The organism is Pantoea sp. ICBG 1758, from assembly GCF_002928325.1.
Lineage (GTDB): Bacteria > Pseudomonadota > Gammaproteobacteria > Enterobacterales > Enterobacteriaceae > Pantoea > Pantoea eucrina.
This window is the reverse complement of sequence record NZ_POWL01000004.1, coordinates 378,310-399,727: the sequence shown is the minus strand read 5'-3', so window position 1 is coordinate 399,727 and position 21,418 is coordinate 378,310. Positions and strand designations below refer to the sequence as shown.

22 protein-coding genes are annotated in these 21,418 nt (G+C 55.6%); 8 read left to right on the top strand and 14 right to left on the bottom strand.

The window, feature by feature from the left end; translation table 11 throughout:
- Nucleotides 1-2: 2 nt before the first annotated feature.
- Together C1Y41_RS15685 and C1Y41_RS15680 are read right to left on the bottom strand one after the other, a co-directional pair.
- Complete coding sequence (locus C1Y41_RS15685) at nt 3-830, bottom strand: alpha/beta fold hydrolase (RefSeq protein ID WP_071668374.1); 828 nt, start codon at nt 828-830, stop codon at nt 3-5.
- Complete coding sequence (locus C1Y41_RS15680; protein WP_040113559.1) at nt 802-1,404, bottom strand: amino acid synthesis family protein; 603 nt, start codon at nt 1,402-1,404, stop codon at nt 802-804. Before C1Y41_RS15680 ends, C1Y41_RS15685 begins: the two co-directional genes overlap by 29 nt.
- 534 nt (nt 1,405-1,938) lie before the next feature.
- Between C1Y41_RS15680 and C1Y41_RS15675 the strand changes: the two genes are divergently transcribed.
- Nucleotides 1,939-2,616: a GntR family transcriptional regulator gene (locus tag C1Y41_RS15675; RefSeq protein ID WP_040113561.1), complete on the top strand. Its 678-nt coding sequence runs from the start codon at nt 1,939-1,941 to the stop codon at nt 2,614-2,616.
- 2 nt (nt 2,617-2,618) lie between these two features.
- Nucleotides 2,619-2,906: a DUF1330 domain-containing protein gene (locus tag C1Y41_RS15670; protein ID WP_040113562.1), complete on the top strand. Its 288-nt coding sequence runs from the start codon at nt 2,619-2,621 to the stop codon at nt 2,904-2,906.
- Nucleotides 2,907-3,084: 178 nt separating this feature from the next.
- Here the strand turns inward: C1Y41_RS15670 and C1Y41_RS15665 are convergent, their stop codons facing one another.
- Nucleotides 3,085-4,281 carry an FAD-dependent oxidoreductase gene (locus C1Y41_RS15665; RefSeq protein ID WP_104085810.1) on the bottom strand — a complete coding sequence of 399 codons (1,197 nt, stop codon included), beginning with the start codon at nt 4,279-4,281 and terminating at the stop codon, nt 3,085-3,087.
- Between the two features lie 217 nt (nt 4,282-4,498).
- Between C1Y41_RS15665 and C1Y41_RS15660 the strand changes: the two genes are divergently transcribed.
- Nucleotides 4,499-6,826, top strand: coding sequence for an FdhF/YdeP family oxidoreductase (locus tag C1Y41_RS15660; protein ID WP_104085809.1), 2,328 nt, complete (start codon nt 4,499-4,501; stop codon nt 6,824-6,826).
- A gap of 44 nt (nt 6,827-6,870) precedes the next feature.
- Here the strand turns inward: C1Y41_RS15660 and C1Y41_RS15655 are convergent, their stop codons facing one another.
- Nucleotides 6,871-7,707 carry a substrate-binding domain-containing protein gene (locus C1Y41_RS15655; protein ID WP_104085808.1) on the bottom strand — a complete coding sequence of 279 codons (837 nt, stop codon included), beginning with the start codon at nt 7,705-7,707 and terminating at the stop codon, nt 6,871-6,873.
- Between the two features lie 206 nt (nt 7,708-7,913).
- Between C1Y41_RS15655 and C1Y41_RS15650 the strand changes: the two genes are divergently transcribed.
- From C1Y41_RS15650 to C1Y41_RS15640, 3 genes are all read left to right on the top strand, one after another.
- Nucleotides 7,914-8,603 (top strand): hypothetical protein, encoded by a 690-nt coding sequence (locus C1Y41_RS15650; RefSeq protein WP_104085807.1) that lies wholly within the window; start codon nt 7,914-7,916, stop codon nt 8,601-8,603.
- Nucleotides 8,604-8,714: 111 nt separating this feature from the next.
- Complete coding sequence (blc, locus tag C1Y41_RS15645; RefSeq protein WP_104085806.1) at nt 8,715-9,242, top strand: outer membrane lipoprotein Blc; 528 nt, start codon at nt 8,715-8,717, stop codon at nt 9,240-9,242.
- A 90-nt stretch (nt 9,243-9,332) separates the two neighbouring features.
- Nucleotides 9,333-9,611 carry a VF530 family DNA-binding protein gene (locus C1Y41_RS15640; protein WP_094111816.1) on the top strand — a complete coding sequence of 93 codons (279 nt, stop codon included), beginning with the start codon at nt 9,333-9,335 and terminating at the stop codon, nt 9,609-9,611.
- A 42-nt stretch (nt 9,612-9,653) separates the two neighbouring features.
- Here C1Y41_RS15640 and C1Y41_RS15635 read toward each other — a convergent pair whose 3' ends face one another.
- The 5 genes from C1Y41_RS15635 to C1Y41_RS15620 all read right to left on the bottom strand — a co-directional run bounded on the left by C1Y41_RS15635 (nt 9,654) and on the right by C1Y41_RS15620 (nt 13,212).
- Nucleotides 9,654-9,866 carry a hypothetical protein gene (locus C1Y41_RS15635; protein WP_040113892.1) on the bottom strand — a complete coding sequence of 71 codons (213 nt, stop codon included), beginning with the start codon at nt 9,864-9,866 and terminating at the stop codon, nt 9,654-9,656.
- Nucleotides 9,867-10,290: 424 nt separating this feature from the next.
- Nucleotides 10,291-10,506, bottom strand: coding sequence for a YdgH/BhsA/McbA-like domain containing protein (locus tag C1Y41_RS15630; protein WP_104085805.1), 216 nt, complete (start codon nt 10,504-10,506; stop codon nt 10,291-10,293).
- A gap of 374 nt (nt 10,507-10,880) precedes the next feature.
- Nucleotides 10,881-11,432: a C40 family peptidase gene (locus tag C1Y41_RS15625; protein WP_040113578.1), complete on the bottom strand. Its 552-nt coding sequence runs from the start codon at nt 11,430-11,432 to the stop codon at nt 10,881-10,883.
- Nucleotides 11,433-11,748: 316 nt separating this feature from the next.
- Nucleotides 11,749-11,904 (bottom strand): hypothetical protein, encoded by a 156-nt coding sequence (locus tag C1Y41_RS20045; RefSeq protein WP_158249873.1) that lies wholly within the window; start codon nt 11,902-11,904, stop codon nt 11,749-11,751.
- Nucleotides 11,905-12,144: 240 nt separating this feature from the next.
- On the bottom strand, nt 12,145-13,212 hold the full coding sequence (locus C1Y41_RS15620; RefSeq protein ID WP_071668378.1) for an SDR family oxidoreductase: 1,068 nt from the start codon (nt 13,210-13,212) through the stop codon (nt 12,145-12,147).
- A gap of 101 nt (nt 13,213-13,313) precedes the next feature.
- Between C1Y41_RS15620 and C1Y41_RS15615 the strand changes: the two genes are divergently transcribed.
- Nucleotides 13,314-14,216, top strand: coding sequence for a LysR family transcriptional regulator (locus C1Y41_RS15615; RefSeq protein ID WP_040113582.1), 903 nt, complete (start codon nt 13,314-13,316; stop codon nt 14,214-14,216).
- Between the two features lie 4 nt (nt 14,217-14,220).
- Here the strand turns inward: C1Y41_RS15615 and C1Y41_RS15610 are convergent, their stop codons facing one another.
- Nucleotides 14,221-15,339: a lactonase family protein gene (locus tag C1Y41_RS15610; RefSeq protein ID WP_071668379.1), complete on the bottom strand. Its 1,119-nt coding sequence runs from the start codon at nt 15,337-15,339 to the stop codon at nt 14,221-14,223.
- A gap of 263 nt (nt 15,340-15,602) precedes the next feature.
- On the opposite strand from C1Y41_RS15610, the gene C1Y41_RS15605 reads away from it, so the two are divergent.
- Nucleotides 15,603-16,241, top strand: a complete 639-nt coding sequence (locus C1Y41_RS15605; RefSeq protein WP_104085804.1) for a LysE family translocator — start codon at nt 15,603-15,605, stop codon at nt 16,239-16,241.
- Nucleotides 16,242-16,281: 40 nt separating this feature from the next.
- Here the strand turns inward: C1Y41_RS15605 and C1Y41_RS15600 are convergent, their stop codons facing one another.
- The 4 genes from C1Y41_RS15600 to C1Y41_RS15585 all read right to left on the bottom strand — a co-directional run bounded on the left by C1Y41_RS15600 (nt 16,282) and on the right by C1Y41_RS15585 (nt 21,416).
- Nucleotides 16,282-17,049: an N-acetylmuramoyl-L-alanine amidase gene (locus C1Y41_RS15600; RefSeq protein WP_040113588.1), complete on the bottom strand. Its 768-nt coding sequence runs from the start codon at nt 17,047-17,049 to the stop codon at nt 16,282-16,284.
- A gap of 271 nt (nt 17,050-17,320) precedes the next feature.
- Nucleotides 17,321-18,121 (bottom strand): inositol monophosphatase family protein, encoded by an 801-nt coding sequence (locus tag C1Y41_RS15595; protein WP_040113590.1) that lies wholly within the window; start codon nt 18,119-18,121, stop codon nt 17,321-17,323.
- A 14-nt stretch (nt 18,122-18,135) separates the two neighbouring features.
- Complete coding sequence (locus tag C1Y41_RS15590; RefSeq protein WP_104085803.1) at nt 18,136-19,197, bottom strand: ABC transporter ATP-binding protein; 1,062 nt, start codon at nt 19,195-19,197, stop codon at nt 18,136-18,138.
- Entirely contained in the window at nt 19,194-21,416 is a 2,223-nt protein-coding gene (locus tag C1Y41_RS15585) for an iron ABC transporter permease (RefSeq protein ID WP_104085802.1), read from the bottom strand. Before C1Y41_RS15585 ends, C1Y41_RS15590 begins: the two co-directional genes overlap by 4 nt.
- Nucleotides 21,417-21,418 lie beyond the last annotated feature (2 nt).

Here is a 21,418-nt window from a genome sequence, read left to right as displayed (position 1 = left end):
AGTTACTCCTGAATAGGCTCTTGTGACGTGACGGGGGCTGCAACCGGCTCAAGGAAAGAGAGCATCTCTTGCGTGACCCGTTCAGCATCGGTCAGATTCAACATGTGTCTGGCGTTATCGATAACCACCGCCTCACCGTAAGGTGCTGCGCCGGCCATCTGGCGTGTCATTTCCGGACTGGAGTTGGCATCCAGTTCGCCCGTCATGACCAGCACCGGACAGCGCATCTCTGCCCAGCGATCGGCATACAGCGAGTCGCCTTCAGCAAACGCCTGATAGGCGCGCGCATAGCCTGCCGGGCTGACCTGCTGCAGCCACTCGCCGACTCTGTGACGCAGCGGCTGCTCCTCCGGGGTGGCGCTGAACCAGCGCTCCAGTGGCGCATCCAGCTGGACATCACCGCTTGCCAGCTCGTGAGCGCGCTGCAGGACCGCAGCGCGGGCCGCAGCTGAGCGCCTGAAGACGCCGCTCATGACGATGGCGCGGCTGACAGAGTGCGGATAATCAATTGCCAGTCCGGCGGTGATCAGGGCACCCATTGAGTGCCCGGCAACCGCAAAACGCTGCTCTGGCTGAGTGGCGAGAAAGGCTGCCAGCCAGGAAACGTAGTCGGTCAGCGTCGCGTGATGCCCGAAGCCTGTGCTGTCGCCATGCCCGGGCATATCCACTGCGATAACCCGAAAATGGCGGCTCAGTACCGCTATCTGGGGAAACCAGGCTTCCGCATTCATGCCCACGCCGTGAATCAGCACCAGCGGAGTGCCGGCTCCCGCTTCGAGATAGCTGACCTGCGCTGACGCCTCAGACAGCGGCTGGATTTTTCTGATCATGGCCAAGCTCTTTAAGATCAAGATAACGGTTACCGATGCGATGATGCGGGCGGCCGCCCAGCGCAGCGCCCAGCGCAATCACGATCTCGTCGCTGAACGGAGCATCATTGATGGTGAACTGCATGGTCAGATAATGTTCGCGCGAGCCCTCATCTTCTGTTCCCATCATCGGGACGAGAATCGGGGTGTTGGCCGGGCCGCGCGTATTGTTGAATGCCAGATAGGTTTTGCCCTGCACCGCAGAACGGTAGTGATTACCAAAATGCAGCGTATGAATCAGCGCTGAGGCGTGCTCCAGCTCGCCGTTCAGTCCGGTAACGGCACATTTGCCATAGGCGACCACGCGATCGCCGCCCCCCGCTTCTTTAACGATTAATCCGGTCAGCAATTCGCCTAATACCGGCGCCATCTCACGGATTTCTGGTGCCAGATCTTCAACAAAGCCTCTGCCAGCCCACGGATTTTTGACCACGGCTGCAGCGGCAATCATCACCAGCGGCGTGCCCGCCGCTTTGCCGCCATCGGTATACACGGTTTCAGTGGTGACGACGGTTTTACGAATATCCGGATGCATGTAAACCCCTTTCAAGTTAACGGTTTGTTAATTGCTACTGGTGAAAGGGGTATAGCATCGCCGCTTTTGGGATGTCAAAACATGGTATACCATCATACAGTCATACCTTAACTGCCTGCTTTTTATGCGCCAGGATGCGCCAGACGCGGTCCTGGGCCATTTTTAGCGGGCTGCCAGTGCAGGTTTTAGCGGGTAGAAAATCAGCTATCGGAGTGTGACTGGCATCATAAAAGTGATGCAGGCCAGCGCAGCGGAAAAAAAATCATGTGATTGATAAATTTGCATTATTTTTAAAGCCCGCGCGGGAAAAGGGAATACTTCAGCGCTAAGTGATAAAAATGTGAGCAATAACAAATTCCGGGTATGGCGGCGTCAGACTAAATCACAGCGCCGCTGAGGGCTTTATGACCTCAGACTCTGTTGCAGCCACGTCCGCGACGTTGCGTTAACTGCCGGAACAGTGCTAATAGTAAAAAAGAGCGCGCGCAGGGGGCTTCGCGCAACGGTTCTTAACGCGGGACAATAGGGAAGATCATGATTGCGATTCACTCCTTAAGGATTGAAAACACGCCGGTGACACTGCGGGAACTGGCGCTGGTCAAAGTAAGACAGGCAATCATCTCAGGCTATTTTAAAGCAGGCGATCGTCTGGTTGAACGCTCATTGTGTGATGAGCTGGGCGTCAGTCGTACCGTGGTGCGGGAAGTGATCCGTTATCTTGAAGCGGAAGGACTGATCGAAAACCTGCCTAAAAAAGGGCCTATTGTGGCGCGGCTCACCTGGGAGATTGCGCAGCAGATCTACAGCATACGTCAGCTGCTTGAATCTGCAGCTGCAGAAGATTGCGCCCGCAAAGCCACAACGGAAGATAAGCAGAAGCTGCACACCCGGCTGATGCGAATTGCCAGAGCATCTGAACATCATGACGATATTGAACGGGTTGAAGCGTCTCAGGCGTTTTATGAAACGCTGTTTTCGATTGCGGAGCATCATATCGCCTGGGAAATCGTGCAGCGGCTCAACAGCCGTATCAGCCGGCTGCGCGCCATGACGCTGCGCAGCCCTGAACGCCAGGTTGCCGGATTTGAACGTATGTCGCGTATCTGTGCAGCAGTTGAAGCCAGCGATCCGCAGCAGGCCAGAGAAGCGGTGATACAGCATCTGACGGAAGCTGCGCAGCTGGCAAAAACGATTCTGACAACGGAGGAGTAACCATGACCGCTTACTGGATAGCACACGTGACGGTGCATGATGCTGAGCGCTATCAGCGTTACCGGGATCTTGCACCGGCGGCCTTTAATAAATATCAGGCAACATTTCTCGCGCGGAGCGAGCAGGCGCTGACGCTGGAAGGCGAGAGCTATGGCCGGCATGTGTTAATCGCGTTTCCCGATTATCAGACGGCCGTGGCGTGTTACCACTCACCCGAATATCAGCAGGCGCGTGCCGCGCGTGCTGATATTGCTGACGCAACGATTGTCATTACCGAAGGATTAGCCTGAACCGGCCCGGCTGCATAAATTACTTATCTGTTCAGCAAAATTAACTCATCGAACAAAATTCGTACGTTCGCTGAAACGTTGCTATTATAGTGACGCTAAACAGCAATGCGTTGCTGACGAGAAAGTTTACCGGTTATCGTTCGCCTGCCCGCCTCGCGGGCTTTTTTTTGTCTGAAATTCAGACTTTGCCGGTCAGACGCGGGCGTTCCGGGCGAAATCCCAGTCCGATAAGACGCCCAAACAGGTGACGCAGGAACGGGTAGCGGCTGATGAACTGCGGCACTTTTGACGGCGCGCTGCGCGTGCGTTTTTTACTGCTCATCTTTATCTGCAGAAACTGCGTGGCAACCGTCGGAAACTGACGCCGCCGCTGGACTTTCTGTAGCGTTTTCAGGCTCACCCTGCCCCTGAGCAGTGAAGGCGTGAGCAGATTAGCGGTGGCCACCGCATCCTGGATAGCCAGATTCACCCCTACGCCACCGATGGGCGACATCGCATGCGCCGCATCTCCGATGCACAGCACCTCTGGACGGCACCAGCTGTCGAGCCGATCGATCCGGATCGACAGCAGGCGGAACATTTCCCAGTGCGTCAGCACCTGAAGCCGCGCTTCGCTAAAGGGGGCCACCTCAGCAAGCCGCGTAATAAACGCAGCGACATCGCCCGCTTTGAGCCGTTCAAACTCACCTTTTTCGATGGTATAGCCGCACTGCCAGTAGTCACCGCGATCGATCACAATAAAATTCTGCTTCGGTCCTTTATGGCCCATGCCGAGCGCCGGATCGTCGGGATGCTTAGGAAGTGAAAACCACAGCACGTCACGCGGTGCGCCAAAACTCTGGCTGGTCAATCCGGCTTTGGCGCGTACCTGTGAATGACGGCCATCTGCCCCGATCACAAGCGGTGCGTGAATAGTCTCTCCCTGTAACGTCGTCAGGCCGGTAACCCGGTCGCCCTCTCTGATAAAGTCAGCAAAGCCGGTCTCCTGCAGCAGCGTAAAATTGTCATACGCGCGGGCTTTGCGCGCCAGAAAATCAAGAAAATCCCACTGCGGCATAAAGGCGATAAAACGGCAGCGCACCGGCAGGCGGGAAAAGTCCGCCATGGTGATCTCTTCCCCACCCACTTCCGCCTGCAGCTTTTCAGCCCGCTGATGCGGCAGCGTTAACAGCTCATCCAGCAGACCAAGCTGGTGCATCACTTCCAGCGTTGAAGGATGAATAGTGTCACCGCGAAAATCACGCAAAAAGTCAGCATGTTTTTCAATCACAATCACATTTACGCCGGCACGCGCCAGCAGGTATCCCAGCATCAATCCGGCCGGACCGCCGCCTGCAATACAGCAGTCAGTATGGAGAGTTTTACCGTTGTGCATTCTGTCAGTTCCGCATCAATTTACTGATAATAATTATCATTTATATAGCATGTTAGAGCGGTAAGGCGAGAATCCGATGCGCTTATATGCCCGTTTAGCAATCGCAGCGCTGCAATATTCTGTAAACATTAAAATAACCTGTTTTAAATAGTTTCCTTGCGGACCCGGCAGCTTATTCCAGGCTTATGAGATAATTTTTTACGCGAGATAAGCAGCCATGAAAGAGCAGAATCGGGATGTCGGCATTAAACCTTATGGCGGCTCAGCCGGCGGCTGGGGTGCACTGAAAGCGGTAGCAGATGCCATTCGCCGTCAGATGGCGGTGAAACAGGATGTGATTGCGTTATTTAAGGTCAATCAGCCGGAGGGATTTGACTGTCCGGGCTGCGCCTGGCCCGATCCGCGTCACGCCTCGTCGTTTGAGTTTTGTGAAAATGGTGCCAAAGCTGTCTCCTGGGAAGCGACCAGCAAACGCACCACGCCCGCCTTTTTCGCCGCGCACACCGTCAGCGAACTCTGGCAGCGCAGCGCGTTTGAACTGGAAGGTGAAGGCCGGCTCACGCATCCGATGAAATATGATGCCGTCAGCGATACTTATCAGCCCATTGAGTGGGAAACCGCGCTGCAGGAGATTGGCGCGCTGCTGCGCGGTTATGACGATCCCGATAGCGTGGAATTTTATACTTCCGGACGCGCTTCCAATGAAGCGGCCTTTCTCTGGCAGCTGTTTGCCCGCGAATATGGCACCAACAATTTTCCCGACTGCTCCAATATGTGCCATGAGCCCACCAGCGTAGGCCTGCCTGAATCCATCGGCGTCGGCAAAGGCACGGTAGAGCTGGAGGATTTCGATCACGCCGATCTGGTGATCTGTATTGGTCACAACCCTGGCACCAACCATCCGCGTATGCTGGGGACGCTGCGGGAGGTCTCTAAGCGTGGTGCAAAAATTGTGGCCATTAACCCGCTGCGCGAGCGCGGGCTGGAGCGTTTTACCTCTCCGCAAAGCCCGATTGAAATGCTCTCGATGGGGTCCACGCAGCTGGCCTCAACCTACTATAAAGTGCGCGTTGGCGGCGATGCGGCCATGCTCAAAGGGGTGATGAAAACGCTGCTGGCTATGCATGATAACGCGCTTGAAGCCGGCGAGCCGCCGGTTCTGGATGAGACGTTTATCCGTGAACATACTGAAGGCTTCGCGGCGCTGAAAGCGGATCTGGATGACACCAGCTGGGATCATATTCTGAAAGTCTCCGGCATGGATATCGCCGAAATCCAGAATATTGCCCACCTCTACGCCGCCGCGGAAAACACCATTATCTGCTACGGAATGGGCATCACCCAGCATCAGTACGGCACGCAAAATGTGCAGCAGATTGCGAACCTGCTACTGCTGCGCGGCAATATTGGCCGGCGCGGCGCAGGCATCTGCCCGCTGCGCGGACACTCCAACGTACAGGGCGATCGCACCGTGGGCATTACAGAGATCCCCTCGCAGACGCTGCTGGACAGCCTGCAGAAGGTCTTTGGCTTCACGCCCCCGCAGCAGCACGGGCACGGCGCGGTGGCGGCGATTCAGGCGATTCGTGACGGACGCTCAAAGGCGCTGCTTTGCCTGGGCGGCAACCTTGCTGAAGCGATCTCCGATCCGCAAATCACCTTTGAAGCGATGCGCAAGCTCGATCTGGTGGTGCATATGGCGACGAAGCTCAACCGCTCTCATCTGTTGATGGCTAAACATAGTTACCTGCTGCCTGTGCTGGGCCGCACGGAGCGGGATCGCCAGGCGTCGGGCGACCAGAGCGTCACCGTGGAAGATTCGATGTCGATGGTGCACGCCTCGCGCGGCACGCTGGAGCCTGCCTCGCCGCATCTAAAATCGGAACCGGCGCTGGTAGCAGGGCTGGCAAAAGCGACGCTGCCGGCTTCCCGCGTAAACTGGGATAAAATGGTCAGCGACTACAGTAACATTCGTGATGCGATTGAAGCCGTCTTCCCCGCTTTTGAGAACTTTAACCAGCGCGTAATGCAGCCTGGCGGTTTCCGCCTGTACAACGCGGCTTCTGAACGTGTCTGGCTGACGCCGTCGAAGCGCGCGCAGTTTAAAGTGATGCAGGGCATCAATGAGGATCCGCGCTCGCTACAGTGTCACGATCTGGTGCTGACCACGCTGCGCAGTCACGATCAATACAACACGACGCTTTACGGGCTGAACGATCGTTATCGCGGCATTACCGGCCGGCGCGACGTACTCTTTATTTCTGCCGATGAAGCGGAGAGCCGGCAGCTGCGCTCCGGCGATACGGTCAATATGACCGCGCTCGATCCGCAGGGCAACCGCACGCAGCGCCGTATGGAGAACCTGACCCTCGTGATTTATGACATGGCGCCCGGTTCGGTAGCCGCTTACTATCCGGAAGCGAATATCATGGTGCCGCTCGACAGCCACGATACGCAAAGCGGTATTCCCGCGTATAAAAGTATTCCGGTGGTGATTGAGCCTTCCGATGCCACGCAGGCTGACAGCAGCGGCGTGCTGCGTTAAGTGCAGGGCTCCGGATACGCATTCATGCTGTCCGGAGCCGCGCTTTAGTGGCGAATCGCGCAGCCACATTGCGACATTTCGCCCGGGATATATTTTCCCTGATGGGAATGCCGCACTTCCAGTGCACCCTGCTGCCAGACGCTGCTGTCAGCACGCTGCTCCAGTAACCGGTTCAGCGTTTCTGCGATCTGTAACTCGCTGCGCGGTGCCCAGCGGGTAAGATGCCAGGTGGATGTTGCCGCTTCGGGCACGCTGCCATAGCCCGTTACCGCCACGTGCGCACCCTGACCAAAATCACGCACGGCCTGTAGCGCGCCAAACGCCAGCTCATCGCTGCTGCACACCAGCGCGTTAATACGTTCAGCGGCACGGGTTTTCTTCAGGTAGGTCATCATACTTTGATACGCCGCTTCGCGCTGCTCACTGCCGGCCGTCAGTAAAAGCTGTATCTCTTTCTCCTGCGTCTGCAAAGCGGCATTCACGCCTGCCAGCTGCTGGCTTATAGCCGGCGTGTCACCGGCGTGCATAAAGCCTGTCCGCTGATGCCCCTGCGAAAGCAGCAGCAGGGCGAGCGCTTCGCCGGCGCTGTAGCGATCGCTGGCCAGTGCATCAGCATGAAGCTGCGCGACCGCAGGCAGGATCTCTGCGGCCAGAGTCTGCTCATCGTCGCAGACAGATGAGAGATACAGCAGATGCGTAACCGGCAGCGCGGCGGCATTATGCAGCGCCTGCTGCAGCTCCTCGCGTGACTGCGCATGAATCAATAGGCTGACCATGCCGCGTTTGTTGAGCTGAGCGCTGAATGCGCTGAGCTGACGCGCGGTTGCCGCATTTTCAGGCGCGCGACAGATCAGCGCGACAAGTGAAGAGGAAGCTGACATCAAAGAGGCTCCTGCCAGTCCAGGCTGGCCTGATGAATAAAACGGTGAGTATTCCACGTTACCCGAATAATGCGCTATCGCCAACAACCGGCGGTACGCTCTGATTAAGACCGGTGCACCGGACGGCTTTCAGCCGCGCCTTAACGATCACTTCGAGCCGGCAACTGTTACACTGTTGCCACTTATCTTCTGTTTGCGGAACCCTTATGCACGTGATTATCGATCCGGCCGATCGGCCTTTTATCCACCGACTGCTGGGCAGTGAACCTGACACCATCGACGCCAGCTCTGCTGAAGCGCAGCGCCTGCAGCAGGCTCTGGTTGTCGCTCGTCAGCAGAAAAACCACGAAGCCGATCTCGACTGGAAACGTAACGCGCTCTATCTGGTGCTGTTTCTGTTTTTATATGGCGTACTCGGCGCGTCGTTAACCCTGGATCTCACCGGTCTGGCACAGGATTCGCTGCATAAAAGTATCGCTTATGCTCTGGCGGCAGTACCGGTGCTGATCGCTTTCTCAGGCCTGTTTATCTCACTGCTGTTTCTGTTTGTGACACGCGGCAGCGCGCGTCGTCTGCGCAGCTGGGACCAGGGCATCTGGGTACTTGAGAAATACACAGGGTGCAACCTCAGTATGCAGATCAACGAAATGGGCGCGCGCACGACCAATTATTCACAGTCCGCTATCAGCGTAGCGCTGGCGCTGTTTATCTGTGTCACCTGGGTAGTGATGTATAACTTCTTTACCTTTACCACCAGCGGCGTTATTGGCAGCGTTATCTCTCTGTTTATCACCACCATGACTTACGTCATGCTCGATATTCAGCTGCTGAAGTCCGGTAAGTCGATTGCCATTGATGAACCTCAGTTCCCGGCGGACGACGAGAAAACGCCATAGTCCTTGCAGGCAAAGGCGCGAGCGGAACGCATCTGCCCGCGCCCGCCACGCCTCGTCAATCCTTAACTATACTCAGCATGGGATTTTTACGATGTTGTGTAAGGAGAGACAATGAAGATTTGGCCTCTGGTTGCTGTCACCGCGCTTTCACTGACGCTGGTGGCCTGCAAATCGCCTACCCCGCCCAAAGGTGTTAAGCCGGTTACCGGTTTTGATGCACAGCGCTATCTGGGCAAGTGGTATGAAATTGCGCGTCTCGATCATCGCTTTGAGCGTGGTAAAGATCACGTGACCGCCACGTATAAAAAGCGCAGCAATGGCGGACTGGTTGTTATCAATCGCGGTTACGATCCGGAGAAGAAATCCTGGAGTGAAAGCGAGGGTAAAGCCTATTTCACCGGACGCTCTGACGTTGCGGCGCTGAAGGTTTCGTTCTTCGGGCCTTTTTACGGCGGCTACAACGTTATCGCGCTGGATGAAGATTATCAGTATGCGCTGGTCAGCGGCCCGAATCGCAGCTACTTGTGGATACTGTCGCGCCAGCCGCAGATCCCGGAGCAGGTTAAACGTGACTACGTTAATCTTGCCAGGGAGCTGGGCTTTGCCACCGATAAACTCATCTGGGTCGATCAATCCTGACAAACACGTTTCACCGCGGGGTGGTTTGCGGTTACCGTATGTTTACGGTAACCTTGGCGCCCCTTTTTGCCCTGTGAGACGCAACCTGATATGCATTCAAATGACCCTCTGCACGGCGTAACGCTGGAAATGATAGTGACTGCGCTGGCAGAACATTACGGCTGGGCAGAACTGGCAAAAAAGATCAATATTAACTGCTTTAAAAGCGATCCCAGTATAAAGTCGAGCCTTAAATTTTTGCGACGTACACCCTGGGCGCGTACAGAAGTTGAAGCGCTCTATCGGGAGATGTTAACTGAACAGCCTGAGAAAGATCTTGCTGACGCCGGATTTAATCCGTGGACGCAGGGAAATAAAGAGGAGCACTGAGCGTTCTCAGGCAGGGCTAAATAGCGCCCTGCCCAATAAGTATTACTGCGTATTTTTATTCGCTTCTTTCTCTTTTTTATTCGCCATGTGATGACCTACTGCACATCCTGCTGCCGCACCGGCTACACCGTGATGCTTAAGATGCCCTGCCACACCGCCTACCGCAGCCCCTTTCAGACAGCCTTTAGCCTGAACCTGAGCAGTCGCTGATAACAGCACGCCGGCAGTTAATAAAGCAAACGCTATTTTACGCATATTCTTATCCCCGAAAATAAATGCAGATTGCATTCATGCTGAATATAGTAATGAAATTCCGGAATATCGAATGAATTACCTGAGTTGCGCCGCAATAATGTGTAACCAGAAATAAGTTACTAAAGGTTAAAATTCGCGTTGAAGCGTGTCATTGCTATGCGTTCTGCAGTCAGGGAATAAAATAGAATAAAAATGAGGCGAACAGATAGACTGGCCCGGCACAGTGCTAAGTGCGCCTTATCTGGCAAAGGGGATGGATTATGCTTGCGGGTTTATCCACATTCCGCGTGAAAAGAGCAGGCGCAAACCTGTGGATAACCTTCTGCAGGCCGCATGGCAGATACGCCGCCATTGATTGGTTATTTTTTAACCATAAGAACAGCAAAGCCGCCCGAAGGCGGCCTTAACGCTTATTCACGCCAGATTATTTATAGAGCTCAGCGGTCATATGCACACGGTTGTTTGTATTGGCTTCAGTAATTTTGTACTGCGCGCCCTGCTCCTGCGCCTGAGCGGCAATTTTCGCTTCTGCACCATCCAGCGTACCGGAGGTCACAGAGATGCTCTGTGCAAAGCTTGCGCCGGATACCAGGGTCAGAGCGGTTAAAGCAGCAATTGAGAGAGCTTTCATGGTTTTCATAATTTTTTCCTTAATATCTGTTTTAAAGGCCGCACGCCTTTGATGAGAAATATAGTAACACTGTAAACTATATACATTTTGATAATTAATGCTTTTACTGTGATCTTGCTAACTAAATTCACAAGCAAGTCAAGCAGTTTATTTCACTTAAGAAAGCAGCTGGAGAATCACTCCGGAAACGCTATCAGCGCTGCCTCTGTTGCGATGAAGAGAGAATAAAGGTGTTGAGGAGAGTTTAAAAGCTAAGCATTTTGCCGTTTATGTTCATATTTTTTGAATAAAAACAGGCGTAAAAAAACCGCCATCAGGCGGTTTTTCTCAGCAGGCGGAGAGGGGTACGGCTGTTATTCCTGGATCAGAGAAGCAGGTAGCGCTCAGACTTTGTTTTTATAGTTGAAGCTGATTTGCGAACCCTGTTCGCGGGGCAGTCGCCGCGCCTGGAGATAGACAGACTTCCAGTAAGGATTGTTGAGGGATGAACGCATCACACCCTGACTCACCGACGCATGCAGGAACTGGCGGTCAGTATCATAGAAGCCGACATGCAGCTCATGCCTGATGCGGAAAAAGACCAGATCGCCCGGCTGCAGATGGGCCTGATCGACCGGCTTGCCCATGGCGATGAGTTCACGTGTCGTCACGCGCTCCATCGGAATATTAAAGCGATCTTTCAGCGTGCGCCAGACAAAGCCTGAACAGTCCACGCCGGAGAGCTGCGTGCCGCCCCACTGATATTTTGTGCCCTGCCAGGAGTGCATCTGATCGTGCAGTGCAGCAATAACCGGGATTAAATCGGGCTGTTTATCACCAGAGAGATTCATTTCAGCGCTGTCAGGCGGAGGCGCTTCATGATGCTTTTTCGCGCATCCAGCCAGCGTAAAGAGCAGCAGACTGGTAAAAAGAGTACGGCTTGCGGTGATAGTCATGGGTTGTCGTTTCGCCCGGCTTATTGGTGAAAGATTTATACCGTAAAAAAGCAGCACAGTTAAACCCGCAGCGGGAAAATCCTCACTCTCTCCCTGTTATTTACCTTAATTTACATAAAGGTAACATCATGTTTATACGTATAAAAACAGGATAAACAGTAATTTTGACAGGTGCCGTGGGTCGCGCGTGCTGAACGAGCTAATTTTAGCGGGTGTTTGAGAAAAGAGGAGGAGGGAAAAGAAAAATTTCAGCCGTCTTGTGAAGTGATAAAGAGGATGTCCCGGTTAACTCTGACAGCCAGCCGGGACTCAATCGCTACTCTTCTGCAGCGGCGACGGCCAGCGACTCAATTTGCTGCCAGAAATTCTCAGGCAGAGACTGAACCAGCGGAACCGGATCGCTGACAGCATGTTCGATGACGGCCAAAAGTTGCTGTGTGTCACTGTTGTTGTTTTTCAGAAGTGTTGTCATAACGCAATAACCTGGTGAAATGTATCAGCGGGTTATTGTAAGGATCTGGTACTAAAAATAAATAAACGAACCGCACTAATCTGCCGCTGGCTTAAGGCATTTGTGCGTTTTGCACGTAACTTCACAGGCTGAAAACAGACCAGGCACGTCAGTTTTACAAAATAAAAACAGTGCGGTAAAAAATAGCGTTTATGCGCAACGTCTGCCGCTCGCCAGAGGCGGCGGCAGAACCTGAGTGCATCAGCGCGGGATGATATTTTCCGCTTTGAGGCGATCGAACAGCTGGATAAAAGAGTCAACGGACGAACGATAGCCGGTAAAACCTGCTTTGCGGCTTTTGCTCATATCTGTAAACACTTCCATCGGGCGACCGAGATCGGCATCGGTATGCCACCATGACGCCAGCTTACTGATATCCGCCTCACGTAACTGATAGCGTGCAGCGATCTCCTGCCAGATTTCAGCCGCCTCCTGCATTCTCTCTTCCAGCGGCAGCGTCTGAGCCGGCAAGTCTGCAGCTTCGATACCAAAATAGGCTGCCAGCTGCGGCCACATCCAGTTCCAGCGGAAAACGTCGCCGTTTACTGCGTTAAAGTCCTGATTCGCTGCGCCTTCTGCTGTAGCCGCCCAGACCAGCTGCTCAGCCAGCAAACCAGCATCCGTCACATCGACCAAACCATTCCACTGCTCAGGCGAGCCGGGGAAGATAAACGGCCAGCCTTTCTCACGGCACAGGGTGGCATAGACGGCCAGCGTCTGGCCCATATTCATCGCATTACCCAGTGCAAAGCCGACGATGGTGTGCGGACGGTGCACGCTCCAGCGATAATCATATTTTTCGGCCCCGGCAAACAGCTCATCCTCCTGAGCATAATAGAAGTTATCTACCGGCTGGCGGCCCTGCTCTTCGCGGAACGGCGTAACCGGTACGGCTCCTTTACCATAGGCTTCAAAAGGCCCCAGATAGTGCTTAAGGCCGGTTACCAGCGCCACGTGAGCACCCTGCAGCCGTTCGCCCAGCGCCTCAATGACGTTACGCACCATGCCGCCATTAACGCGAATGTTCTCTTTCTCATTTTCCTGACGTGCCCAGACGCTGAAAAACAGCGCATCGGGTTTTTCCTGCGCCAGCGCATCGCGTACCGCGTCGCTGTCGGTAAGGTCAGCAGTCAGGCTACGGCAGCCATCCGGTACTGCACCACGTCCGCGCGATAAGCCGGTAACGTCCCAGCCCTCTTTCTGCAGCTGTTCTGCCAGCGCACGTCCGATAACGCCACTGATCCCTACAATGAGTGCCTGTTTTTTCATCATTATCCTCCCGTCGGTTTATTAATATTTAGCCTAATAGAGAAATCAGTTCTTATCTCTGGTAAAAATTCACTTCATTTCTGAATTGAGTTCATGAATAGATGCACGATCATCGCCTGAAAGATATTGTTCCTTTTGTTGCCAGCGTGGAATGCGGCAGCTTTGCTGCGGCGGCGCAGCGGCTGCATCTGACCGGTTCAGCGATCAGTAAAAGTGTTACCCGGCTGGAAACGCGTCTCGGCTCACGCCTGCTGGAGCGCACCACGCGCAGTCTGAAGCTGACCGATGCCGGCAGCGCCTACTATCAGACCTGCCTGCGCGTCATGGAGGAGCTGGCCGAAGCGGAATCGGTACTGGCCGCGCAGCGAACGATCCCGTCAGGGCGCCTGCGACTGGCCCTGCCCAGCACCTACGGCCGGCTGGCGGTGATGCCGCTGCTGATCGCTTTTTGCCAGCAGCACGCGGAAGTGGAGCTAAGCCTGACGTTTTCCGATCGCTTTATCGATCTGTTTGAGGAGGGAATCGATCTGGCCGTGCGCATCGGCGGCTCGCCGGATCTGCCCGCGTCACTGGGCTGCCGTCATCTCGGGCGTGAACGTATGGTATTTTGCGCAGCGCCGGACTATCTGGCACATCACGGCTATCCCGCAACGGAAAATGAGCTGCTGCTGCATCCGGCGGTAATGTATGAACGGGTTGATGGCACCACCAAGCCCTGGCTGCTGACTACCGCAGAGGGGCACGCTTACTGGCGTAATGTCCCGCATCGTATGGCGCTGGGCGATGTGGATGCACAGGTGCAGGCAGTCTGTGCCGGATTAGGCGTGGCGCAGATGCCCTCCTGGCTCATCGCCGGGCCGCTGCAGCGTGGCGAGCTCGAAATTATTCTCCCACAGCAGCAGCCAGACGGCTTTGCGCTGTCGCTGATCTGGCCGCGCCGCAAGCAGCTGTTACCGAAAGTTGATGCGCTGCTGACGGCGCTTGAACAGTTGCCTATCCGTTAGCCGCTCAGGGACGTTCTGTGGTCACAAATTTGATATCAGTTGGCGTGGCAATTTCTGCCGCCTTCCCTTTCGCCTCCAGCTCGCCGCTCTCTTCGTCGAAAGAAAACAGCGAAATGGCGTTAGTGAAGACATTGGTCACGTACAGATAGCGGCCGGTGGCGTCAAAAGATAACGCCCGCGGCTCAATGCCGCCTGCCGGGTAGCGTACGGGCGCCTCCGGTTTGCCGTCACGCCCAATCCGGAATACCAGCAGATGGTTATGCGAACCGCGGTTGGACACAATCAGAAATTTGCCCTGCGGGCTGAGCATGATTGCGCCGCCGCTTCTCTGATCCGCCGTAGCGTTATCGGGCGCTATGTCCGTACTCGCAATGCGTTCCGGTTTTTCTCCCGTAAACCGCCAGGTTTCGACCACCGCCGCCATTTCTGCAATGACCCAGGCGTAGTGACCATCGGCTGAAAATACCATATGACGCGGCCCGGCACCGGGTGAAAAGGTCATGTCGCGTGCCGGATCCGGCTGCAGCGGCGTGGCTGAATGCGCGTCGTAGCGATAAGCATAAAGCTTGTCACCCCCCAGGTCAGCGGCATAAAGCGTCTTTCCATCCGGCGTAAACGTGACTGAATGAGCATGTCCGCTCTCCTGACGCTCGTCCACGACGCCGCTGCCTTCAGCAAACGGAAAGTGCTGCACCGGCGCACCCAGCGATCCATCCTGGTTCACCGGCAGTACGGCAATGCCTGCACCGCCTTTATTACCGGAATAGTTGGCGACCAGCAGATAGCGGCCATCGGGGCTGAGCGTGGCGTGTGTTGGCTCATCGCCGTGGCTGGTTATCGTGTTGATCACTTTTACGGTGCCATCAGCCGCAACCGACAGTGCGGTTACGCTGCCTGCCTTCTCTTCGTTGGTGGTATAGAGAAAACGCCCGTCGGCAGATTTCACCAGCCATGACGGACTCTTCATCTTCACCACATCCAGCGGAGTAAGCGTGCCGTCACGGTTCAGCTTCAGCCGGTAGAGCCCCTCGCTTGGCTGCGCCGGTTTTTCAGCCGCCGGAGCATCAGGCACGCTGGTCCAGGTGCCCACCAGGGCGATTTGATCTTCGCTATTTTGTGCCATTACATTTCCCCCAAAAGTAAAAAGAGCCAGTGACAGTGCTACGGAAAGCGGCGTCAATGCGCCAGACGCAGCGGGTTTGAAAGGTATAGACATCGTTATGTTTATCCTGCAGACCAGAGGTGTGATACAGCGTAGTCAGGAAACGGACAATCTGGCAACGATTCTGCAAGCCGTCTATAGGAGTTAGTCAACAATCTGATTCTGCGATTAACACTGCCTGCCAGAGATGATTTAATAGCTTTTTTACTGCCCGGGACGGATCTATGTTGCCGTTTTCAAATGGATTTTTGCTTAGCCTCTCCTTATGTCTCGATATTGGTCTTGCCAATATCGCCATGCTGACCCTGGCGATGCAGCGTGGTTTTCTGCAGGGTTTCTGGCTGGGTGTCGGCACCTGCATTGGCGATTTGATCTATGCCCTGCTGGCGCTGGCGGGTATGGCTATGGTGCTGCAATTTGCGCCTGTGCGCTGGGCATTATGGATTGGCGGTGGCCTGCTACTGATCGGGTTTGCCGGGCGTATGCTTTACGCCGCACTGATAAAGTCTGTTGCCATGCCGGCAGCTGAAACCGCGCCCCGACAGCCGCTGTCACGGGAATTCCGGCGCGGAGTGGTGCTGGCAATGTCATCGCCTACCGCCATTCTCTGGTTTGCCAGCGTGGGTGGCGCGCTGATTGCGCGTATGGGTAACCAGGGAGCAGGCGCCACGGCAGAATTCCTGAGCGGCTTCTTTATTGCAGGTTTGCTCTGGAGCGGCGTGATTTGCCTGACCGGCGCGCTGGGCGGCAAAATGCTGGGTGGGAAGCTGCTGAGGCTCTCTTATCTCGCCTCAGCGCTGATTTTCAGCTATTTCGCGGTGTATGTGATCTACTCCGGGTATCAGGAGTTTGTCGTATCCTGAAGCGTGCTCTGCCGCTATCTGTGCGGCAGAGCAGCGCCTGTTAGCCAGCAAAATATTTATCTACCAGCGCATAGAGGATTGCGGCCGTTTCTGCATCCATTACGCCCGCATAATCCTGCTGACGAAAATGCAGCTGAAACGCCCTGACCAGCACACGATAGCCGTGAGCGGATGCAGCCTCCTGCGTGTTATAGCCATATGTTTTAAATTTGCTGATAATTTCATTTTTATCCGGCAATCCGGCAGCAAAACGCTCCCTATACATCTGTTTCGTACTTTCATCATACCAGGCACCCACGCCCGCTTCATATAATCGCTGCCACGGAAAGCTTGCGCCCGGATCGCTTTTGCGACCCGGAGCAATATCGCTGTGCCCTACTACCTGCGTAGGTGTAATATCGGGATAACGCTGCAGAATATTATATGCCAGAGAAATTATCGCCTCGATTTGACTGTCGGGATAAGGAGGAAAAATAAATCCTTCACTGCTACTTTTAGCCTCATTAACAATTTCTATGCCGATGGATGAGTCATTAATATTTGTTCGTCCGGCCCATGTGCTGACGCCGGCATGCCATGCGCGCTCGTGCTCATCCACCAGGTTAAATATACGTTCATCGGTAAATCCGGCGTCGATATACGTTTTGTCTGTAAAATCCGGGACCAGATAGTGGGCGCTGACGGAAGCGCCCGTTAGCGCATTCACTGAACCGTTAAAATTTAATGCAGTGTAATGCATAATAAGAAAGCGTACGCGGCGGTTAAAGCCTTTTACAGAACGATAGCTGTTATAATCAATTTTAATCATGATATTCTCCTTTTCGTGTAAGAGAAATCATTTTTATAGCACCTATATTAAACAAAAATAAAACGAAGGTTTGCGATGACAAATTTATACAATTTTAATTACGGAGTTTTTTAAGCGCTATTTCACGCCTTTACGCTATATTTTCTTGTTATATTTTTATTAATAAAAAATAGCCTGATGAATCGGATATTTACTGATGCAATATGCTGGCATACCAGCGTTCCGGTTACGTTAAAAAACGGATGCAATAATTTGCATCCGCTAACGGTAGTTACACGCCGGCAATCTGCCTGAGCTCGGTTTCAGCGCCTGGCGCCACTGCCAGCACCTGAGCGCCTTTCAGCAGGCGATCGCCTTCGGTATTAAACGGGTGATACCAGCCCCCCGCCTCTTTCACCAGACAATATCCCGCCAGACAATCCCAGGCGTGCATATAGGGTTCAAAATAGCCTACCACCCGTCCTGCAGCGACCCAGGCCAGCATCAGAGCGCCTGAGCCAATACGGATAAAGTTGCCGCCCGCCGCCAGCAGCGACGCGAGCAGCCTGCCCACCTCTTCCGGGCTGACGTGGCTGTTTGCACCAAAACCTGTCACGTGATTCTGCAAAGTGCGTGCGGGATCAACCTGCAGTGTTGTGCCATTCAGCGTGGCGCCAGCGCCGAGGGAGGCGGCATAACACTCTTCATAAACCGGCGCATAAATAATGCCAACCACCGGTATCCCCTCGTGCAGTACGGCCACCGACACGCACCAGTTAGGCATACCGTTCAGAAACGGGCTGGTGCCATCGATAGGGTCAACCACCCAGGTATAACCTGACGAACCAGGCTGCAGGCCATACTCCTCTCCCAGAAAACCATCCTGCGGAAACCGGAGGCGGATCTGCTCTGCTATCAGCTGCTCAACTTCGCGATCGGCGCGTGAGACCACATCCTGCAGATCGTATTTCGTTTCCACCACCAGCGAATCGCGCTGCCGGAACCAGGCCAGAGCCTTTTCACCCCCCGCCCGCGCAACCTGCTCAGCCAGCTCCCGTCGCGCTTGTAGCGCACTGCTTACTGTCTCACTCATGACGCTTCCTCTTGTCAGCCGGCAATCAGAGCCAGCCCCTGTGGTTTGAAATCGACGCCGACCCGTGCCGCCAGCGGCAGCTGCTGCTCCATCTGTGCATCGACGATAAACAAGGCGCCCAGCTCAGTGGTCACTTCATATTCGATATGGTCGCCCAACCAGGTGCAGTGCGTGATCTCCCCCGTCAGCGCCCCGGCGCGGTGAGTGCTGAGCGTAATAAACTGCGGGCGCACGGAGAGACGGGCGGTGCCGGCGAGGACGCCGTTGTCCGGCACGCGATAGCGCTGATTTCCCAGCCGAATCAGCGCCTCACTCTCTGCGACCTCTTCAACTTCACACGGCAGGATATTCGCCTCTCCCATAAAATCGGCAATAAACTCGGAGGCCGGACTACGATAGAGCGTTTCCGGCGCGCCCTGCTGAGCGATATCTCCCTCTTTCATGACAATAATTTTGTCGGATACCGCCAGCGCCTCTTCCTGATCGTGCGTGACATACACTGCCGTAAAGCCAAGCCGCTGCTGCAAATCACGGATATCGGTCCGCACCCGGCGACGCAGCCGTTCATCCAGGTTAGAAAGCGGCTCATCCAGCAACAGCACCTGCGGCTCCAGCACCAGCGCGCGCGCCACCGCAATGCGCTGCTGCTGGCCACCTGACAATTCTGAAGGCAGACGCTGTCCCTGACTCTCCAGTCCTACCAGTTTCAGGCCTTCACGCGCGCGATCCTGCGCCTCACGCTTCGTCATCCCGGACGACTGTAGCCCGTACATGATATTTTCCAGCGCGCTCATATGGGGGAACAGCGCGTAGCTTTGAAAAACCATCGCCACATCGCGTTCGTTAGCGGGCAGATGGGTGACGTCTTTCCCGCCAATCAGTATCCGTCCGGAGGTAGGATGTTCCAGCCCAGCGAGCAGGCGCAGCGTCGTGGTTTTACCGCAGCCGGAAGGACCCAGCAGCGTCACCAGCGTACCCGGCTCCACGGTGAGCGAGAGATCCGGCAGCGCGTTAAACCCGGCAAAACGCTTAGTGACGTGTTCAAATACAACGGAACCTGCTTTGATGGCACTCATACAGCACTCTCCTGGGTTAAGGATGGAGCAACGGGCGGAGCGGCGACATCTACCGGGCGCGCCACGCGGCGCAGCCGGCGCTCACCCACCAGCCACTGGAACAGGCCAATAATCAGCAGCATGACAAAAATCAGTACGGTGGAGTACGCGATAGCCACACCATATTCTCCGTTCTCCACCAGGCCAACGATGTAGGACGTCGCCATGTTGTACTGCGCGCTGACAAGGAAAATCACGGCGCTGATAGAGGTAATCGCGCGCACAAAGGCGTAGACCAGCGCGGCGCTGATGGCCGGTTTCAGCAGAGGCAGTACCACTTTGCGCAGCGTGCGGAAACTGCTGGCACCCAGCGTCAGCGACGCTTCATCCAGACTTTTATCGAGCTGGCTCATGGCGGCAATGCCGCCGCGCACGCCCACCGGCATATTACGGAAGACAAAACAGGCGATCAGGATCATCGCCGTCCCGGTGATCTCCAGCGGCGGCAGGTTATAAGCCATAACATAGCTCACGCCGATAACCGTACCGGGAATGGCAAAGCTCAGCATCAGCAGAAACTCAAACGTCTGCCGCCCGGCAAACTTCTGGCGCACAATCAGCCAGGCGGTCAGCAGCCCGACAATTGCGGTGAGCGGCGCGGCGATCAGCGCTATCTCCAGCGTGGTCCAGAAGGAGTTCCATGCCACCCCGCTCCACAGCAGGTGTCCGTCGCTGATGCTCACGCGGAAAGCGCGCACGTAGTGCTCAATCGTCAGCGCACTGTTCAGGCCCCACGACTGCACAAAACCTCCGACCAGAATCATGCCGTAGACCACCAGGGTAAAGAGGCCCCACGGGATCACCAGCCCATAGACGCCGCCGCGCAGCAGCCGCGGCAGCTGGCTGTGCTGGCCACCATCCCCTTTACCGGTTACGGTGGCAAAGTTTTTGCCCCCCAGCCACAGGCGCTGCAGCACAAAGGCCGCCAGCGTGAAGCAGAGCAGGATCATCGCCAGCACCGCCGCGCGGCTCGGATCGTTCTGGGCGCCTACCACCGAGAAGAAAATTTCTGTCGAGAGCACGCCGTGGCTGCCACCCAGCACCATCGGGTTGCCGAAATCGGCCATGCTTTCGATGAAGCTGATCAGAAAGGCGTTTGCCAGGCCCGGCGCCATCAGCGGCAGCGAAACGCGGCTGAAGGTGCGCCAGCGATCGGCACGCAGCGTCTGCGACGCCTCTTCCAGCGAGGGGCTGACGCCCTCGGCTACGCCAATCAGCACCAGAAAAGCGATGGGTGTAAAAGAGAGCACCTGCGCGATCCAGATCCCGGTCAGGCCATAGAGCCAGCGACCGGGCTCTATGCCAAACAGCGCGGCCAGATGTTCTGTCACCACTCCCGAACGGCCAAACAGCAGGATCAGCGCCAGTCCGATAACAAACGGTGGCGTGATAATGGGCAGAATGGTCAGCATGCGCAGCGCTTTTTTACAGGGCAGCGGCGTGCGCGTGGCGGCGAGCGCGAAAGCGAGCCCCAGCAGCGTGGAGCCGGTCGCCGTCATCAGCGCCAGCCAGAGCGTGCGCCAGGCTGTCCCGCAGCTGCCGCCCGCCAGACAGGAGAGGCTCCAGATTGAGGGATCCTGCAGGTTAGCTAACAGGCCATCGGGTTGAAAGCTGCCGTCAACGTCCTGTACGGAGACCACAAACATACTCAGCACCGGGTAGAGCACAAATACGCTGACCAGCGCGGTGATCAGCACCAGCGCTGCCACCACAAAGGCATCTCCTCTCAGCACGCCGCGCTCGGCCAGCGCAAAGGCAAAAAGCAGCAGAAAGGTGGTCAGCAGTAAAATTGCGCCAGCTCCCATTGCAGGCTGCCCCTGTTCCAGCGTGCCAAACTGATTCTCCAGCCACAGCCAGCTCCAGCCGCTGTAGCCAATGGCATGGCCCTCAATCACCAGAAACAGAATCCCCAGCGCGCTGAATAACAGCAGCAGCGCGCTGCGCTGTCTGCCCGGCAGCAGGCCACTGACACCGCATAACAGCCAGAGCGTCAGCGCGCCCCACAGCCACGGATGTGCCGCGAGCTGCCACAGCGCCGGCGCGCTGGCCTCATCACGCCAGAGCGACAGGATCCAGCCGGTATCAAAAAAACCCGCTTCCAGGCTGTACCAGGGCAGCAGCGCCAGCGCTACGGCCCCCGATAGCAGAGCGCCTGTCAGACGGCGATTATGTGCATTCATAT

What these genes read in the sequence shown, in the direction of transcription:
- C1Y41_RS15685 (WP_071668374.1), bottom strand. Translation starts at nt 830, where the DNA reads ATGATCAGAAAAATCCAGCCGCTGTCTGAGGCGTCAGCGCAGGTCAGC.
- C1Y41_RS15680 (WP_040113559.1), bottom strand. Translation starts at nt 1,404, where the DNA reads ATGCATCCGGATATTCGTAAAACCGTCGTCACCACTGAAACCGTGTAT.
- C1Y41_RS15675 (WP_040113561.1), top strand. Translation starts at nt 1,939, where the DNA reads ATGATTGCGATTCACTCCTTAAGGATTGAAAACACGCCGGTGACACTG.
- C1Y41_RS15670 (WP_040113562.1), top strand. Translation starts at nt 2,619, where the DNA reads ATGACCGCTTACTGGATAGCACACGTGACGGTGCATGATGCTGAGCGC.
- C1Y41_RS15665 (WP_104085810.1), bottom strand. Translation starts at nt 4,281, where the DNA reads ATGCACAACGGTAAAACTCTCCATACTGACTGCTGTATTGCAGGCGGC.
- C1Y41_RS15660 (WP_104085809.1), top strand. Translation starts at nt 4,499, where the DNA reads ATGAAAGAGCAGAATCGGGATGTCGGCATTAAACCTTATGGCGGCTCA.
- C1Y41_RS15655 (WP_104085808.1), bottom strand. Translation starts at nt 7,707, where the DNA reads ATGTCAGCTTCCTCTTCACTTGTCGCGCTGATCTGTCGCGCGCCTGAA.
- C1Y41_RS15650 (WP_104085807.1), top strand. Translation starts at nt 7,914, where the DNA reads ATGCACGTGATTATCGATCCGGCCGATCGGCCTTTTATCCACCGACTG.
- blc (WP_104085806.1), top strand. Translation starts at nt 8,715, where the DNA reads ATGAAGATTTGGCCTCTGGTTGCTGTCACCGCGCTTTCACTGACGCTG.
- C1Y41_RS15640 (WP_094111816.1), top strand. Translation starts at nt 9,333, where the DNA reads ATGCATTCAAATGACCCTCTGCACGGCGTAACGCTGGAAATGATAGTG.
- C1Y41_RS15635 (WP_040113892.1), bottom strand. Translation starts at nt 9,866, where the DNA reads ATGCGTAAAATAGCGTTTGCTTTATTAACTGCCGGCGTGCTGTTATCA.
- C1Y41_RS15630 (WP_104085805.1), bottom strand. Translation starts at nt 10,506, where the DNA reads ATGAAAACCATGAAAGCTCTCTCAATTGCTGCTTTAACCGCTCTGACC.
- C1Y41_RS15625 (WP_040113578.1), bottom strand. Translation starts at nt 11,432, where the DNA reads ATGACTATCACCGCAAGCCGTACTCTTTTTACCAGTCTGCTGCTCTTT.
- C1Y41_RS20045 (WP_158249873.1), bottom strand. Translation starts at nt 11,904, where the DNA reads ATGACAACACTTCTGAAAAACAACAACAGTGACACACAGCAACTTTTG.
- C1Y41_RS15620 (WP_071668378.1), bottom strand. Translation starts at nt 13,212, where the DNA reads ATGAAAAAACAGGCACTCATTGTAGGGATCAGTGGCGTTATCGGACGT.
- C1Y41_RS15615 (WP_040113582.1), top strand. Translation starts at nt 13,314, where the DNA reads ATGCACGATCATCGCCTGAAAGATATTGTTCCTTTTGTTGCCAGCGTG.
- C1Y41_RS15610 (WP_071668379.1), bottom strand. Translation starts at nt 15,339, where the DNA reads ATGGCACAAAATAGCGAAGATCAAATCGCCCTGGTGGGCACCTGGACC.
- C1Y41_RS15605 (WP_104085804.1), top strand. Translation starts at nt 15,603, where the DNA reads ATGTTGCCGTTTTCAAATGGATTTTTGCTTAGCCTCTCCTTATGTCTC.
- C1Y41_RS15600 (WP_040113588.1), bottom strand. Translation starts at nt 17,049, where the DNA reads ATGATTAAAATTGATTATAACAGCTATCGTTCTGTAAAAGGCTTTAAC.
- C1Y41_RS15595 (WP_040113590.1), bottom strand. Translation starts at nt 18,121, where the DNA reads ATGAGTGAGACAGTAAGCAGTGCGCTACAAGCGCGACGGGAGCTGGCT.
- C1Y41_RS15590 (WP_104085803.1), bottom strand. Translation starts at nt 19,197, where the DNA reads ATGAGTGCCATCAAAGCAGGTTCCGTTGTATTTGAACACGTCACTAAG.
- C1Y41_RS15585 (WP_104085802.1), bottom strand. Translation starts at nt 21,416, where the DNA reads ATGAATGCACATAATCGCCGTCTGACAGGCGCTCTGCTATCGGGGGCC.